The organism is Xenorhabdus anantnagensis (assembly GCF_028598555.1).
Taxonomy (GTDB): Bacteria; Pseudomonadota; Gammaproteobacteria; order Enterobacterales; family Enterobacteriaceae; genus Xenorhabdus; species Xenorhabdus anantnagensis.
The window spans coordinates 90,149-105,203 of the sequence record NZ_JAQRFN010000010.1 but is presented as its reverse complement, the minus strand read 5'-3'; the positions used below and the strand labels follow the sequence as shown (position 1 = coordinate 105,203).

General features: G+C 41.8%; 13 protein-coding genes. 10 read left to right on the top strand and 3 right to left on the bottom strand.

Translation table 11 applies throughout. From position 1 onward, the window contains the following. Positions 1 to 75 precede the first annotated feature (75 nt). The gene (locus PSI14_RS09935) at positions 76 to 363 is read right to left on the bottom strand and encodes an E492 group microcin (protein ID WP_273575744.1); all 288 of its coding nucleotides are present in this window, start codon (positions 361 to 363) and stop codon (positions 76 to 78) included. A gap of 620 nt (positions 364 to 983) precedes the next feature. On the opposite strand from PSI14_RS09935, the gene PSI14_RS09930 reads away from it, so the two are divergent. From PSI14_RS09930 to glnB, 6 genes are all read left to right on the top strand, one after another. Continuing rightward, on the top strand, positions 984 to 1,322 hold the full coding sequence (locus PSI14_RS09930; RefSeq protein ID WP_273575799.1) for a hypothetical protein: 339 nt from the start codon (positions 984 to 986) through the stop codon (positions 1,320 to 1,322). A 1,025-nt stretch (positions 1,323 to 2,347) separates the two neighbouring features. Beyond that, entirely contained in the window at positions 2,348 to 3,787 is a 1,440-nt protein-coding gene (locus PSI14_RS09925) for a sensor histidine kinase (RefSeq protein ID WP_273575743.1), read from the top strand. 6 nt (positions 3,788 to 3,793) lie between these two features. Further along, the gene (gene qseG / locus PSI14_RS09920) at positions 3,794 to 4,681 is read left to right on the top strand and encodes a two-component system QseEF-associated lipoprotein QseG (protein WP_273575742.1); all 888 of its coding nucleotides are present in this window, start codon (positions 3,794 to 3,796) and stop codon (positions 4,679 to 4,681) included. Positions 4,682 to 4,683: 2 nt separating this feature from the next. After that, the gene (gene glrR / locus PSI14_RS09915; RefSeq protein WP_273575741.1) at positions 4,684 to 6,021 is read left to right on the top strand and encodes a two-component system response regulator GlrR; all 1,338 of its coding nucleotides are present in this window, start codon (positions 4,684 to 4,686) and stop codon (positions 6,019 to 6,021) included. 161 nt (positions 6,022 to 6,182) lie between these two features. Then, positions 6,183 to 7,805, top strand: a complete 1,623-nt coding sequence (locus PSI14_RS09910; RefSeq protein ID WP_273575740.1) for an NAD+ synthase — start codon at positions 6,183 to 6,185, stop codon at positions 7,803 to 7,805. Positions 7,806 to 7,820: 15 nt separating this feature from the next. Continuing rightward, on the top strand, positions 7,821 to 8,159 hold the full coding sequence (gene glnB / locus PSI14_RS09905; protein WP_045958055.1) for a nitrogen regulatory protein P-II: 339 nt from the start codon (positions 7,821 to 7,823) through the stop codon (positions 8,157 to 8,159). A gap of 201 nt (positions 8,160 to 8,360) precedes the next feature. On the opposite strand, the gene hmpA is transcribed toward glnB, so the two are convergent. After that, positions 8,361 to 9,566 carry an NO-inducible flavohemoprotein gene (gene hmpA / locus PSI14_RS09900; RefSeq protein ID WP_273575795.1) on the bottom strand — a complete coding sequence of 402 codons (1,206 nt, stop codon included), beginning with the start codon at positions 9,564 to 9,566 and terminating at the stop codon, positions 8,361 to 8,363. 344 nt (positions 9,567 to 9,910) lie between these two features. Here hmpA and glyA point away from each other — a divergent pair, with 344 nt between their 5' ends. Both glyA and PSI14_RS09890 read left to right on the top strand, forming a co-directional pair. Next, positions 9,911 to 11,164 (top strand): serine hydroxymethyltransferase, encoded by a 1,254-nt coding sequence (glyA, locus tag PSI14_RS09895; protein ID WP_273575739.1) that lies wholly within the window; start codon positions 9,911 to 9,913, stop codon positions 11,162 to 11,164. Positions 11,165 to 11,253: 89 nt separating this feature from the next. Beyond that, on the top strand, positions 11,254 to 12,495 hold the full coding sequence (locus PSI14_RS09890) for a 3-phenylpropionate MFS transporter (RefSeq protein ID WP_273575738.1): 1,242 nt from the start codon (positions 11,254 to 11,256) through the stop codon (positions 12,493 to 12,495). Between the two features lie 91 nt (positions 12,496 to 12,586). On the opposite strand, the gene suhB is transcribed toward PSI14_RS09890, so the two are convergent. Continuing rightward, entirely contained in the window at positions 12,587 to 13,390 is an 804-nt protein-coding gene (suhB, locus tag PSI14_RS09885) for an inositol-1-monophosphatase (protein ID WP_273575737.1), read from the bottom strand. Between the two features lie 125 nt (positions 13,391 to 13,515). Between suhB and trmJ the strand changes: the two genes are divergently transcribed. Both trmJ and iscR read left to right on the top strand, forming a co-directional pair. Then, a complete protein-coding gene (gene trmJ, locus PSI14_RS09880) occupies positions 13,516 to 14,250 on the top strand; it encodes a tRNA (cytosine(32)/uridine(32)-2'-O)-methyltransferase TrmJ (protein WP_273575736.1) in 735 nt (244 codons plus the stop codon). A gap of 265 nt (positions 14,251 to 14,515) precedes the next feature. Next, positions 14,516 to 15,007 (top strand): Fe-S cluster assembly transcriptional regulator IscR, encoded by a 492-nt coding sequence (gene iscR, locus PSI14_RS09875; protein WP_273555056.1) that lies wholly within the window; start codon positions 14,516 to 14,518, stop codon positions 15,005 to 15,007. Positions 15,008 to 15,055 lie beyond the last annotated feature (48 nt).

Here is a 15,055-nt window from a genome sequence, read left to right as displayed (position 1 = left end):
CTTATAAAACTACCTAGCTTTCTGGGAGTAATTCAGCAAAGGGATATGTGCTCTGTTGTATACTCCATCTTAGCTTTAATAAGATTTAATTTTTTGCGGCGGTCGAGTCCAAGAAGGAGACATTGGTAGATTAGGAATTGGAACATTGACAGGAAAATGATTTATAGATTCCTTAATTATGGTCTTAACTGCCGCACCTGTACCTCCCACAATAGCTCCAGGCCCCCCTCCTGTTATGGCACCCACTCCAGCTCCCAACGCAATACTTTCACTAAGGTCTTTCATTAACTTCTTGTTGGCTTCATCAACTGCATCTCCAGCGCCAGAAATAAAACTTAACTCATTTTGGGATAAATCTTTCATAATTACTTCTCCTATAAACAAAAAGAACGAAAAAATTTATAATTATCGATATAATAATTGACATAATAAAGAAGATTATAATTCCATCAAACACTTGATAATTAGAAAAAATAAAAATATTAATTAACGGGCAAGCTAAACAAACAAACAAAGATACTGACAGCAAACTTATGATTTGTTTTTTAAAACCATCTTTTTTTACATGCTTATGTATATATACTACATATAACAAAACCGATAAGAAAACAGGATCAGATGCGAAAGAGAAAAATGTCATAAAACCCCTTACTTTAATTCTCAATCATTTTAATATGGAGGTGGATCATAATTACACCCTAACCATATACTTGAATTCAAATAAATAACAAGGGAGGTTTTAACCCCTCTCACCTGCTCACGTTCATGAGCTTTAATAATAGCTGAATATACCACATTCCTTTTTTCAATAAATCCAGGGTAAATAACTTACTCATTTACAATGCACTCATTTGAATTACTGGCCTTTGTTATTTAAATTTATATATAAAAATTATTTGTCGCTCAAGTCATATCATATTTTTATTTACCAAACATTTAGGTCATGATATCAATCACTGATTGGTGTAAAATATTCCTTTCAGATGGAAAAGATTGATGTTTTTTGCCCAGCAACATTTATCAACATACAATGGCAATCAAGCCTATTCAAATATCTGTTAAAAATACCGTTGGATTATTTTGAAAGATGTAAGCTCGGAGATATTCAATCCCGTCTTAATTCATTAGAGACACTACAAAACACGTTTACGACCAGTATTGTCGGGGCCATTATGGATGAAGCCACTAGTGCATTAGATAAAGAAAGTGAAAATTACGTTAATCAAGCGATAAAAGCGTTGAATATAACCCGTGTAATTATTGCATACAGGGAAACAACGATTGCGTCAGTAGATAAGGTGATTTCGTTACAGGGGTTCTAATCCGGAACCGCCGAAATTTTTGTCACACTAATTCCAGCTTTGGCACAAGCGCATTGACTTCAATGATGAACCGCCCAGAAAAAAACAAACCGATGTTGACTATTTGGGGAAGCCCCTATAGCGCTTTAAATTCCGTTTTCTGCGGTGACCCTATTTGAGAATACTTGTTAATTTGATGTTACTAATGAATCTTATGGCAGTGTCTCTATATTGCGACAACACTATTTTATAATGTCTCAAATAAGAGACATTTATTTAATTGATATTATTATTAAAATATTTTTCTGTGGTTAGTTGTCATAAATAGGCGACACTAATCCTTATCAACCATTAGGAAATATTAATAAAAAAATTAAATGAATTTGATTTTTTTATTAATTTTACATTAAATCAACTGGTTAAAGAATTTATTTGCAAGTTGGCACGTAATGTGCATAATAATAGGCAGTTGCTCATTCAACTTTTTATGTAGGCCCACAATCAGGTGGAAACATGCCACATAAGCCCAGAATGACGCCGAAGTAAGGTGCCTACCGTCCAACTTCATGATACTCGCCTTCGGGCTTTATCAAACACAGGGCGACACGTGGAGTGAGGCACCACCTACATGCTCATTGGGCAGCATGAAGGATCCTCATTGGCGGGATAGTAAAAACGTTACTATCCCGCCGTCATTATTACAGGTTATTCCTGTCCGTCGTGTTTTATGTATGCATCCGCATAACTTTCAGTTATCTACTGCTTTCAATTATCCACTGCTTTCAACTATTATTTTTATTTTCGACCATTTTCAAATAAGAGAATAAAGTGACTATACCTAATGGATTTCAAGCTGTGTCGCGGCGGTCAGGGAGCGAATCCCCGGGAGCATAGATCACTCTATGTTCATAACAACGGTGACTGGGGTGAGTGAGCGCTGCCAACAAAGAGGCAACTTGAAAGACGAAGGGTATATAGCATTTATCATCTGGCAGGCTTTATCCTCCGGCTGATGTCGGTTAGCTTCAATGTAAACAGGTTATAAGATGATTTCTTTGAAAAAATGGCGTTTATTTCCACGTTCATTGCGCCAATTAGTTGTAATGGCTTTCTGGTTAGTGTTATTGCCACTGTTAGTTCTGGCTTATCAGGCTTATCAAAGTCTTGATCAACTCAGCACCAAAGCAGCTAAAATTAATAGCTCAACTTTGTCAGATGCCCACCGTAGCGAAGCGATGGTTGGAATAGCCCTTGAGATGGAGCGTAGTTATCGTCAATACTGCGTATTAGGGGATGATCGGCTGAAAAAGCTTTATCAACGCCAATACCGACAATACATGAATATGCTAGGCAACCAGATGGCAGTGTTGGCTAATGCGGAGTACACGAAGAAATTTGATAAGCTATTATCGGGACTGGTCAATATTTCTTGTAAGAATGGCTCGCCAGAACCCACTTCATTTAAATTACTTGTAGAATTCTCCGAGACTAATAATTTAATGGTGCAGGAAACCCGTAAAATTATTTTCAGTCGTGGTGAACAACTGCAAAAAAGTATCGCTGATAAAGGGCGATTTTTTGGTTGGCAAAGCCTTATCTTATTCTTGTTAAGCGCTTTCTTGATAGCTTTGTTTACGCGTATGATCATTGGGCCAGTAAAAGGTATTGAGCGGATGATCAATCGGCTGGGAGAAGGGCAGTCATTGGAAAATCAGATTGACTCCTTTAAAGGGCCTCGGGAATTGAGATCATTGGCTCAGCGCATTATTTGGCTGAGTGAGCGTTTATCCTGGCTTGAGTCTCAGCGTCATGAGTTTTTGCGTCATATCTCTCATGAACTGAAAACACCTCTGGCAAGTATGCGTGAAGGGGCGGAGTTATTGGCTGATGAAATTGCAGGGCCTTTGACGGTGGATCAAAAAGAAGTTGTCAGTATCTTGAATAGTAGTAGTAAGCATTTACAACGGCTCATTGAACAATTACTTGAATATAATCGTAAATTAGCGGATGGTCCTGCTGAGCATCAGGTTGTCTCTTTAAAAGAAATTGTGGATGGTGTCGTATTGTCACACCAATTACCTGCGCGGATTAAAAATATTCACACAGAAATTCAAATGGATATGGATTATTGTTGGGTCGAGCCTAATTTATTGACACGGGTGATTGATAATCTCTATTCCAATGCAGTGCACTATGGAGCTGAATCCGGTAACATTTGGATTTTTAGTCGGCAAGTGGGTAAAAATCTTCAGATTGACATTGCCAATACAGGAACACCTATCCCTGAATTAGAAAAAAGCATGATTTTTGAGCCATTTTACCAAGGAAAGCTGCAACGAAAAGGTGCAGTTAAAGGAAGTGGTCTTGGCTTAAGCATCGCGCAAGATTGTATTAAACAGATGCAGGGAGGACTCCACTTGATAGAATCCGAGTTTGCTGACGTATGTTTTCGGGTTGAACTGCCATTAACTGCGGAGAATGACTAAATAATTATGTATAACAGGTTTACTTACCGCTTTATGACGGAGATGCAGCCTATTCTGGCATATGTTTCGACCCTACGTTTTCGTGCTATGTTGCTATTGTTTGTTCCCTGTTTACTGGCCGGCTGTGTTGGAACTAGTGGCTCAGGCAATTTAGCGACGATTACGCAGTCTATCCGGCCTGAACAAAGTGTCACGGATTATCGTCTTAAGGATTGTCATTTAATCTGGGATATAACGAAACCATCGGCGATGGGAAACGGGCTTTATTGGCTGAGATTTATAGATTGCACGGATCGATTGTCTGCGGCAGAAGCTCGTGAGATGGAGGGACGTTTAACCCCAGTTACTCCGACTGATTGGCATCAAGTGTTTAAACAAAGCATTTTGATGGGCAGGGCGACTTCTGGATTGCCTGAACGCAAGAGAATTGTGGAAAACTTTAATCAGTATAGCGCTCAATTTCCTGTTGCTTTGCGACCATTACTCCAATTGTGGCGTGAGCAGCAATACCTGAAAATTAATCTTGCCGAAGAAAAGGCTAAATTCCAGCGCTTTCAGCTTGACAGCGAGAATAAAATTGACCGATTGAAAGAAGCGCGGGTACGTTTAGAAAGTGAATTTAATGAAATATCCCGCAAACTAGAACATCTGACAGATATTGAACGCCAACTTTCCTCCCGCAAACAAGAACAAAATAATGTTGCCACTCAAGGTGGAGTAGGGCAAGTGAATGGCGCGGATATTATATCCAGTACAAGCGCTTCATCAAATACTGGCACTTCATCCAATATTGGTGCTTCATTGAATAATCAAGCAAAACCGAAAGACCCATCGGCAGCAAACATGGATGCTAAAGCGAAAGCCAATCCCTCAGAAGAAAAAGGAGCTGAATAATAATGACAGTGCGCAATCCCGCCCATCTTCTTTTAGTTGATGATGATCCTAGCTTACTAAAACTATTGGGAATGCGTTTGACCAGTGAAGGATTTCGTGTCACGACCGCAGAGAGTGGAAATGAAGCGCTACGCATACTGACAAAAGAAAAAGTAGATATCGTGATCAGTGACTTACGCATGGATGAAATGGATGGTATGGCATTGTTTGCAGAAATTCAGAAACAGCATCCCGGTATGCCAGTTATTATTCTGACTGCACATGGTTCTATTCCTGACGCTGTGGCAGCAACGCAGCAGGGTGTATTTAGTTTTCTGACTAAGCCCGTTGATCGTGATGCACTTTATAAAGCGATTGATGATGCGTTGGAACTGTCAACACCAGCTATAGATGGACAATGGAGCGAGAAGATTGTCACTCGAAGTCCTCTGATGTTGCGTCTATTGGAGCAGGCAAAGATGGTGGCCCTATCTGACGTTAGTATTCTGATTAATGGGCAAAGTGGAACCGGTAAAGAGGTGCTGGCCCAAGCTATTCATCGTGCTAGCCCCCGGGCGAAGAAGCCTTTTATTGCAATTAACTGTGGTGCTTTACCTGAACAATTGCTTGAATCTGAATTATTTGGTCATGCCAAAGGTGCATTTACGGGTGCAGTCAGTAGCCGGGAAGGGCTATTTTTAGCAGCGCAAGGAGGAACATTGTTCCTTGATGAGATCGGTGATATGCCGATGGCGTTGCAAGTTAAGCTGTTGAGAGTGTTGCAGGAACGCAAGGTTCGTCCTTTGGGGAGTAACCGGAATATAGACATTGATGTCAGAATTATTTCTGCTACTCATCGTGACCTGCCTAAAGCAATGCAGCGTAATGAATTTCGAGAAGATCTCTATTATCGATTGAACGTTGTTAACTTGAAAATTCCTTCCTTGAACGAACGTTCAGAAGATATTCCTCTATTGGCGAATCACCTGTTACGTGAATCAGCCAAACGCCATAAGCCTTTTGTTCGCAGTTTTTCTACTAACGCCATGAAATGCCTGATGGCAGCAAGCTGGCCGGGCAATGTTCGTCAATTGGTCAATGTTATTGAACAATGTGTAGCATTGACGGTGACTCCAGTCATTAGTGATGCTTTGGTTACTCAGGCATTGGAAGGAGAAAACACGGCCTTGCCGACATTTGTGGAAGCCCGTGGGCAATTTGAATTGAATTACCTGCGCAAATTGTTGCAAATAACCAAAGGTAATGTGACCCACGCCGCTCGCATGGCAGGACGTAACCGGACAGAGTTTTATAAGTTGTTGGCACGACACGAGTTGGAGGCGAACGATTTTAAGGAATAATTTTTCTGCAACCCCAGAAATTCTTACACTGAATAGAAATTATACACCCCTATAAGTTTCAAATTTCAGCTTGAAAAATATAGGGTATAGAGATGAATTGCTTTGCTGCTGAAGCTCAGTAAAGTAGATAGATGATTTATGGCCTAGGAGAGCCGCATTCTATGAGTCGTACTCTTAATATCGCTCTTGCCCAGTTAAATTGGCTGGTAGGAGACATTGAAGGCAACAGCGAACGTATGTTGCAGACAGTTCAGGAACAGCAGGCAAAAGGTGCTGATCTGGTTATGTTTTCTGAGCTGGCGCTGTCTGGCTATTTTCCAGAGGATTTGTTGTTCCGCGCTGATTTACATCAGCGCTGCCGTGAACAATTGGTTCGTTTGCAAGAAGCAAGTTCTCAGGTTGGTATTTTGGTAGGGCATCCGTGGCAACAGGATGGCAAACTCTATAACGCACTTTCCCTGTTTTGGAAAGGGGGAGTTGTGGCGCGTTATTTCAAACAGTTACTGCCAAACTATGGTGTCTTTGATGAAGAGCGTTATTTTAAAGCGGGGAATCAAAGCTGCGTTATATCATTCAAGGGTTATAACCTCGGTTTATTGATTTGTGAAGATTTGTGGTTTGACGCTCCGATTGATGCCCTGAAACAGGCTGGCGCAGAAATCATCTTATCTATTAACGCTTCTCCTTATAATCGTGAAAAACCGAATATCCGCAGTACATTAATTAAGTCTCACTGTCAGCGCACCCAACTGCCAATCATCTATCTCAATCAGGTAGGGGGACAAGATCAGCTCATTTTTGATGGTTGTTCTAAAGTCTTTGATGCAAATGGTGAAATTACCCATCGTATGGCGGCGTTTGAGGAACATATTGAACAATGCCGTTTCAATGATATGAATATTGAGCCAATGGCGGCTCCTATCCCTCAATTGCCACCACTGGCGCAAATCTATAAGGCCTTGGTGCTTTCTGTGCGCGATTATGTGCAGAAAAACGGCTTTAAAGGTGCTTTGCTTGGTTTGTCTGGTGGGATTGACTCAGGGCTAACATTGGCGATTGCCGTGGATGCTTTAGGGAAAGATCATGTGCAGGCGGTCATGATGCCATTCCGCTATACCTCAGAAATGAGTATTCACGATGCCAGAGAACAAGCAGAATTATTGGGTGTTGAGTTTGACGTTGTTTCCATCGAACCTATGTTTGATGCGTTTATGACACAGCTTGAACCGATGTTTGCGGGAACAGAAAAAGATACGACAGAAGAGAATTTGCAGGCACGTTGCCGTGCAGTGATTTTGATGGCGATGTCTAATAAGCGTCGCCGCTTGGTATTGACGACCAGCAACAAAAGTGAATCGGCAGTAGGGTATTCAACCCTATATGGTGATATGGCTGGTGGCTTTAATGCTTTGAAAGATGTTCCTAAAACGATGGTATTTGCGTTGTCTAAATATCGTAATACAGTATCTCCGGCTATTCCTCAGCGTGTGATTGATCGTCCTCCATCAGCAGAGTTGGCGCCGGATCAACTGGATCAGGATAGCCTTCCTCCGTATGACATGCTGGATGCTATTCTTGAAGGGTATGTTGAAAAAGACAAATCAGTGACTGATTTGGTATCTGAAGGTTTTGATGAAACCATCGTCCGTAAGGTGATCCGGCTGGTTGATATCAATGAATATAAGCGTCGTCAGGCACCTATTGGCCCACGCATTACACAGCGTGATTTTGGTAAAGACAGGCGCTACCCGATTACTTCTGGTTTCGGGCGTAAAAACTGGTAATAACAGGAAAACTTCATGAAAAAGATTGATGCAATTATCAAACCTTTCAAGCTGGATGATGTGCGTGAAGCTCTGGCTGAAGTAGGTATCACTGGTATGACCGTGACAGAAGTAAAAGGGTTTGGTCGTCAGAAAGGGCATACTGAGTTGTATCGTGGTGCAGAATATATGGTGGATTTTCTGCCTAAAGTAAAAATAGAAATTGTTGTACCGGATGATATTGTTGATACCTGCGTCGAGACAATTATGCAGATTGCACAAACAGGCAAAATTGGCGATGGCAAAATTTTTGTTTTCGATGTTGCCCGTGTTGTACGCATTCGAACGGGTGAGCAGGACGAAGAAGCGATTTAATTTAATCAATTGAAATGGCATCAATTGAAACTGCATCAATTGAAACTGAATCAGTTGCATTAAATCATCTGAAACTAAATCATCTGAAAACAGTGATAACGGAAACATTGTCGGTTAGCCCACATCCTAATGAGAGATGGAGTGTGGAATATCCGATAATGAAACCGTTATCACTTATTTTTGTGTATTAAACAAGCTGTATTAAATTACTTTATGTGGGCCAAAACATTCATAATGCATATGTTGTTCATCAATGCCCATTGCCAACAATTGCTTGGCGATATGTTGCATGAAAGCCACGGGTCCGCAGAAATAGAATTGCATCCCTTCCACCATTATTGCGTCTTTCACAAGAGATAAATCCATAAGCCCGATGTGTTGATAATGAATGCCTTTCTGATCGGTATCTCTTGGTTCACGATACCAAACTTGTGAATACAAATCAGGCATGGATTCAGACATCTCATTGACTTTATTGGCGAAAGCGTGGTAGCCGCCATGTTCTGTTGCGTGGAACCAATTTACTGAGCCAGTATGATGTTGGTGATGCAGATATTGAAGCATACTCATCATTGGAGTCAGACCAACACCCGCAGAAATCAGTGTCACTGGCGTATCAGTTTGCACATCAAGGAAGAAATCACCGCGTGGTGCTGCCAACATTACGATATCCCCTTCCTGTACATTATCATGCATGTGATTTGAAACCTTGCCCTGAGATTCACGTTTAATGGCAATTTGATAACTGGTTCCGTTTGGTGCGGCAGTCAGTGAATATTGACGGATTTCGCGGTTTTCAAATGTTGAATCTTCTATATAGACGCCCAAATATTGCCCTGGTTTGTAATCCATCACTTTGTCACCATCAACAGGGACAAACTCAAAGCTAGTGATGACTTCACTCTGTGGCTGTTTCCGGCTAACACGGAACTGACGTACATCACGCCAACCGCCTTCCAACGACTCACCACTTTGATAAATTTCCTCTTCCCGATTGATAAATACACCAGCCAATACGTTGTAGGCTTTTCCCCAAGCATCAAGAACTTCGTCACCAGGATGAAACATTTCATCAAGTGTTGCCAGAAGATGCGTACCTACAATTTGATAATGCTTGGGTTGAATGTTGAGGCTGGTATGTTTATGGGCAATTTTTTCTACGGCGGGTAATAGCGCTGACAGATTATCGATATTGGCAGCATATGCACAAAGAGCATTGAAAAGAGCTTCACGCTGATCACCATTGATCTGGTGGCTCATATTAAAAATATCTTTTAATTCAGGATGATACTTGAACATGCGCTCGTAAAAATACGCAGTTAGTTTAGGGCCTGTAGAAACAATTAACGGGATGGTGGATTTTATGGTTGCGATGACCTGACTGTCTAGCATGGGGAACTCCTGAATATTTCTCAAATGATGCCGTAGTTTATAAGTTGTATTTTAAATGCAACTTATTGGGTTTGGGAATATATCAATCTGAGAAAAGATAATCATATTGATTTAAATCAAAAAATTAGAATTTATATCAATGTAAATCTCGATCAAGATCACAAATATCATTGATAAATCTGAAATCATTGGCTCAATACTAGGGTATTCAGCTTCCAATGGGCTACTAATGCGCAATGCAAACGTTTGCGTAATTTGTTTTGTCAAGACTATCTCATTCGATAAAAAGAGTTTACACTGTGTAACATTCTGGCCCTCAGGGGTATTTTTTAGAGATGTAGCTGAGTCAGGAGAACCAAATGTTAAAGCGTGAAATGAATATTGCGAATTACGATCCCGAACTGTGGCAAGCGATGGAACAGGAAGTTTGTCGTCAAGAAGAACACATTGAATTGATTGCTTCTGAAAACTACACCAGCCCAAGAGTTATGCAGGCTCAAGGATCTCAGCTCACTAACAAGTATGCGGAAGGCTATCCGGGTAAACGTTACTACGGTGGCTGTGAATATGTCGATGTAGTTGAACAACTTGCGATTGACCGCGCAAAAGAGCTGTTTGGTGCAGATTATGCTAATGTCCAGCCGCACTCTGGTTCTCAGGCAAATGCTGCGGTGTATATGACATTGCTAAAACCCGGCGATACTGTTTTAGGGATGAATCTGGCGCACGGCGGCCACCTGACTCACGGCTCTCCAGTTAACTTCTCCGGTAAACTTTATAATATCGTTCCTTATGGAATTGATGATGCTGGCAAAATCGACTACGAAGATATTCGTGCTCAGGCACAAAAACATCAACCTAAAATGATTATCGGTGGCTTCTCTGCTTATTCCGGTATTGTTGATTGGGCGAAGATGCGTGAAATTGCCGATGAAATTGGTGCTTACCTGTTCGTTGACATGGCTCACGTGGCGGGTCTGGTAGCTGCTGGTGTTTATCCAAACCCTGTTCCTCATGCGCATGTTGTGACAACTACAACGCACAAAACTCTGGCTGGCCCGCGCGGTGGCTTGATTTTGGCAAAAGGTGGCGATGAAGAATTTTACAAGAAACTGAATTCTTCTGTTTTTCCTGGTTCTCAGGGCGGCCCATTGATGCACGTTATTGCTGGTAAGGCAGTTGCATTGAAAGAAGCGATGGAGCCTGAATTTAAGGTTTACCAACATCAAGTCGCCAAGAACGCGAAAGAAATGGTAGAAGTATTCCTGCAACGTGGTTACAAAGTTGTTTCCGGGGAAACCGAAAACCATTTGTTCTTGCTGGATCTGGTGGATAAAGACATTACGGGTAAAGAGGCTGATGCTGCGTTGGGGCGTGCCAATATCACTGTTAACAAAAACAGTGTGCCTAACGATCCGCGTAGCCCATTCGTCACTTCTGGTATTCGTATCGGAACGCCTGCAATTACCCGTCGTGGTTTCAAGGAAGCTGAAACTCGCGAACTGGCAGGCTGGATGTGTGATGTGCTGGATAACATCAATGATGAAGCGATCATTGAAAGTGTTAAGCAAAACGTATTGAATATCTGCGCAAAATATCCGGTTTACGCATAATTTAAAATAAAATGTAGTTTAGTACTAAGCCCGACTCATAACGTTAGTTTTGAGCGGGTTTTTTTGCATTAAAAAATGGGGGAATTTGGATGGTTGTTCCATCAACATTTTGGCTAGGATTGGGTTATTTCACCTATTTTTTCTCTTTTGGAATATTTTTGCCTTTTTGGTCTGTCTGGTTAAAAGGTGAAGGTATTGAAGCTTCAATGATAGGAATATTGTTAGGTGTTGGATTAGTTTCCCGTTTTATCGGTAGCCTAGTGATCTCTCCTACGATAAAAGATCCGTCTAAATTAATTAATGCTCTGCGCTTCCTTGCATTGTTGGCATTGCTTTTTGCCACTGGCTTTGTATTCGGTAGTCACTGGGCATGGCTTTTCTTTGTCATGATAGGTTTTAACTTATTTTTCTCACCACTAGTCCCTTTATCAGATGCTTTGGCTGGAACATGGCAAAAACAATTTACGTTTGATTATGGCAAGGTAAGAGTTTGGGGATCAATTGCATTTATTATTAGTTCCTCGTTAACAGGCATATTAATGTCTGCCGATGGGATAAATTTCTCAGTCAGTAATTTGGATTTTGGTTGGAATATATCTTTTGGCAGTTTAAATGACTGGATTGGCAGCGAATTATTTGGAACACATCGTATTATTCTTGCTTTGTTGTTATTCAGTATCACAGCCATGCTACTGGGAATGATGTTGAAACCTTCTGTCATGCCGGTAGGTAAAATTAAGGCTGCAAATACGAATACTGTTTCTTTTAAAGAACTCTTGTCCGAAAAATCAGTGTGGCAGTTTTTAGTATGCGTAACTTTATTGCAGGCTGCCCATGCGGGATACTACAGTTTTGGCTCCATTTATTGGGAGCAGGCAGGTTATTCCTCATCAACCATTGGTTATCTCTGGTCGTTGGGAGTTGTGGCGGAAGTTGTAATTTTTACTTTCAGCAAACAGCTATTCCGCCGTTGGAGTGCACGTAATTTGCTGCTGTTATCAGGAGTTTGTGGTGTTATTCGTTGGGGATTAATGGGAATATCGACCGAATTACCCGTATTGATTATTATTCAAATCCTGCATTGCGGCACTTTTACTGTTTGCCATTTGGCAGCGATGCGCTTTATTGGTGCCAGAAAAGAAAACGAAATTATCCGGTTGCAGGCAACTTACTCTGCTTTAGCCATGGGAGGCGGTATTGCCGTCATGAGTATAATTGCTGGTTTCATGTATGAACATATAGGAAGTGGCATATTTTGGGTTATGGCGCTGGTTGCGTTGCCAGCCCTGTTTCTGAGACCAAAAGTTGAAGCCCATGCACTTGCAAACTGATTAAACGCGAAGAGAAGATAAGAAAAGGGGCACCAAATAGGTGCCCTGAAAATAACATTGCCCAAATTATATTTATTTAATAATCAACGAATTAACGTTTCAGTGCTTCCGTCAATTCTTCACGCATTTCAGACAGAATGTCTTTAACGATACGTGGACTGCCCGCAACGATATTGCCGGAGTTGGTGTAGTTATGGCCGCCAACGAAATCTGTGATGATGCAACCTGATTCACGTACCAGCAGTTCACCGCCCATGAAATCCCACGGTTTCAGGCCAATTTCGAAGAAGCCATCTACGCGTCCCGCAGCAACATACGCCAAATCCAGTGCCGCAGAGCCAGTGCGGCGAAAATCCGCACAGCGTTCAAATAATTTACCCAGCACATTCATATAAGGAATAGAGTGCTGCTTGGCTTTAAATGGGAAACCAGTTGCAAGGATAGTTCCATTCAGATCACGGGCATTGGCACCACGCAGACGGTAGCCATTTAATTGAGCGCCTTGACCACGAGTTGCGCTGAACAGTTCATTGCGCATTGGATCGTAAACAACGGACACTTCAGTGCGGCCTTTAATACGCACGGCAATCGAAACAGAAAAATGGGGAAGACGTTTAATAAAGTTGGTGGTGCCATCCAGTGGATCGATAACCCATTGGAAATCGTCTTCTTCTCCTAAGTGCTCACCACTTTCTTCGGTGATAATTGTATGCTTAGGGTAAGATTTGCGGATGATGTCAATGATCAGCTTTTCTGCTTCATGATCAACATTGGTGACGAAATCGTTACTGCCCTTTTGGCTTGCTTCAATAGCATCAGGAGTTTCGTAGCTTTTGGCAATGTAGTTGCCGGCTTTACGCGCAGCGCGTATAGCGATGTTTAACATCGGATGCATGGGGTATCTTCCACCAGAATTTTAAAGAACGAGAAACAAATCGGCGCACATTATAGCAGTAGTTCGTCAAAATGACTAATGCTGTGTTAAGATATTCGGCTCTTATACTGAATTTAAAAGCCGTCATGTTAGAGAATATCCGCATTATTCTGGTAGAAACCTCCCATACGGGTAACATGGGATCAACCGCTAGGGCCATGAAAACGATGGGATTGACCAATCTATATCTGGTGAATCCTCTTGTCCAGCCTGATTCTCACGCTATCGCACTTTCAGCCGGTGCAAGTGATGTTATCGGCAATGCAACGATCGTGAATACGTTGGATGAGGCATTGGCTGGGTGTGAGTTGGTCATTGGAACCAGTGCCCGTTCCCGAACTCTCTCTTGGCCAATGGTTGAGCCACGTGAATGTGGCGAGCGTTGTGTCAAAACTGCCAGTCACTCTCCGGTTGCCGTTGTTTTTGGTCGTGAACGTGTAGGCTTGACTAACGAAGAGCTGCAAAAGTGTAATTATCACCTTTATATTCCAACCAACCCAGAATACGGTTCGTTGAATTTGGCTATGGCTGTTCAATTGGTTAGCTATGAAATTCGCATGGCACACCTTGCGGCTCAAGAACAGCCAGAAGAAGCAACGTCTCCAGAGCACGGGGTAGAATATCCGCCTGTCGAAGATATGGAACGTTTTTATCAGCATCTTGAGCAAGTATTGCACGAATCTGGCTTTATCCGCAAAGCACATCCGGGTCAGATAATGAATAAGTTAAGACGTCTTTATACCCGCGCACGTCCAGAAACCCAAGAACTGAATATCCTGCGTGGTATACTGACCTCGATGGAAAAGTGGGATAAAAAATAAACTGATGCGGTATAAAAAATACCGGTGTGATCAAAAAATGCTGGTGTGATCAAAAAATATTGGTGTGATTAAAAAATATAGTAGGAAATGACAGAAAGAAATCACTGGGAAATATAGCGGAAAGCCGTTGGAAAGCCGAAAGTAGGTAGGTGAGAAAAGTAAAAGGCAGCCAAATAATAGTTGAGTAAATTACTTGGTTAAATAGTTGACTAAAATAGTCAGGAATGCCACAATTTTACCCATATTTCACCACGGAGTTTTTGTTATGAGACTGACATCAAAAGGACGTTATGCAGTAACAGCCATGCTGGATGTGGCGTTGCATTCACAAGAAGGGCCGGTGCCATTAGCCGACATTTCTGAACGTCAGGGAATATCCCTTTCCTATCTTGAGCAGTTGTTTTCCCGCCTGCGTAAAAATGGTCTGGTTTCTAGCGTCCGTGGTCCAGGTGGCGGTTATTTATTGGGTAGAGATACCGGTAAAATTTTCGTTGCCGAAGTGATTTCAGCTGTTGATGAATCCGTTGATGCCACTCGTTGTCAGGGCAGGGAAGGCTGTCAAGGTGGCGATCGGTGTTTGACTCATGCCTTGTGGCGTGACCTCAGTGATCGCATCACGAGTTTTCTGAGTAGCATCAGTTTAGAAGAATTAGTGAATAACCAAGAAGTATTAAATGTTGCTGATCGTCAAGACAGCGATAAACGCCGTACCAACGGTAGGTCTCAAGAGATGATTAACGTTAACCTGCGAGCGTAACCTTGCGGCAAATACAAATACTTATGTGGCAATGAAAGTATTAAAAGT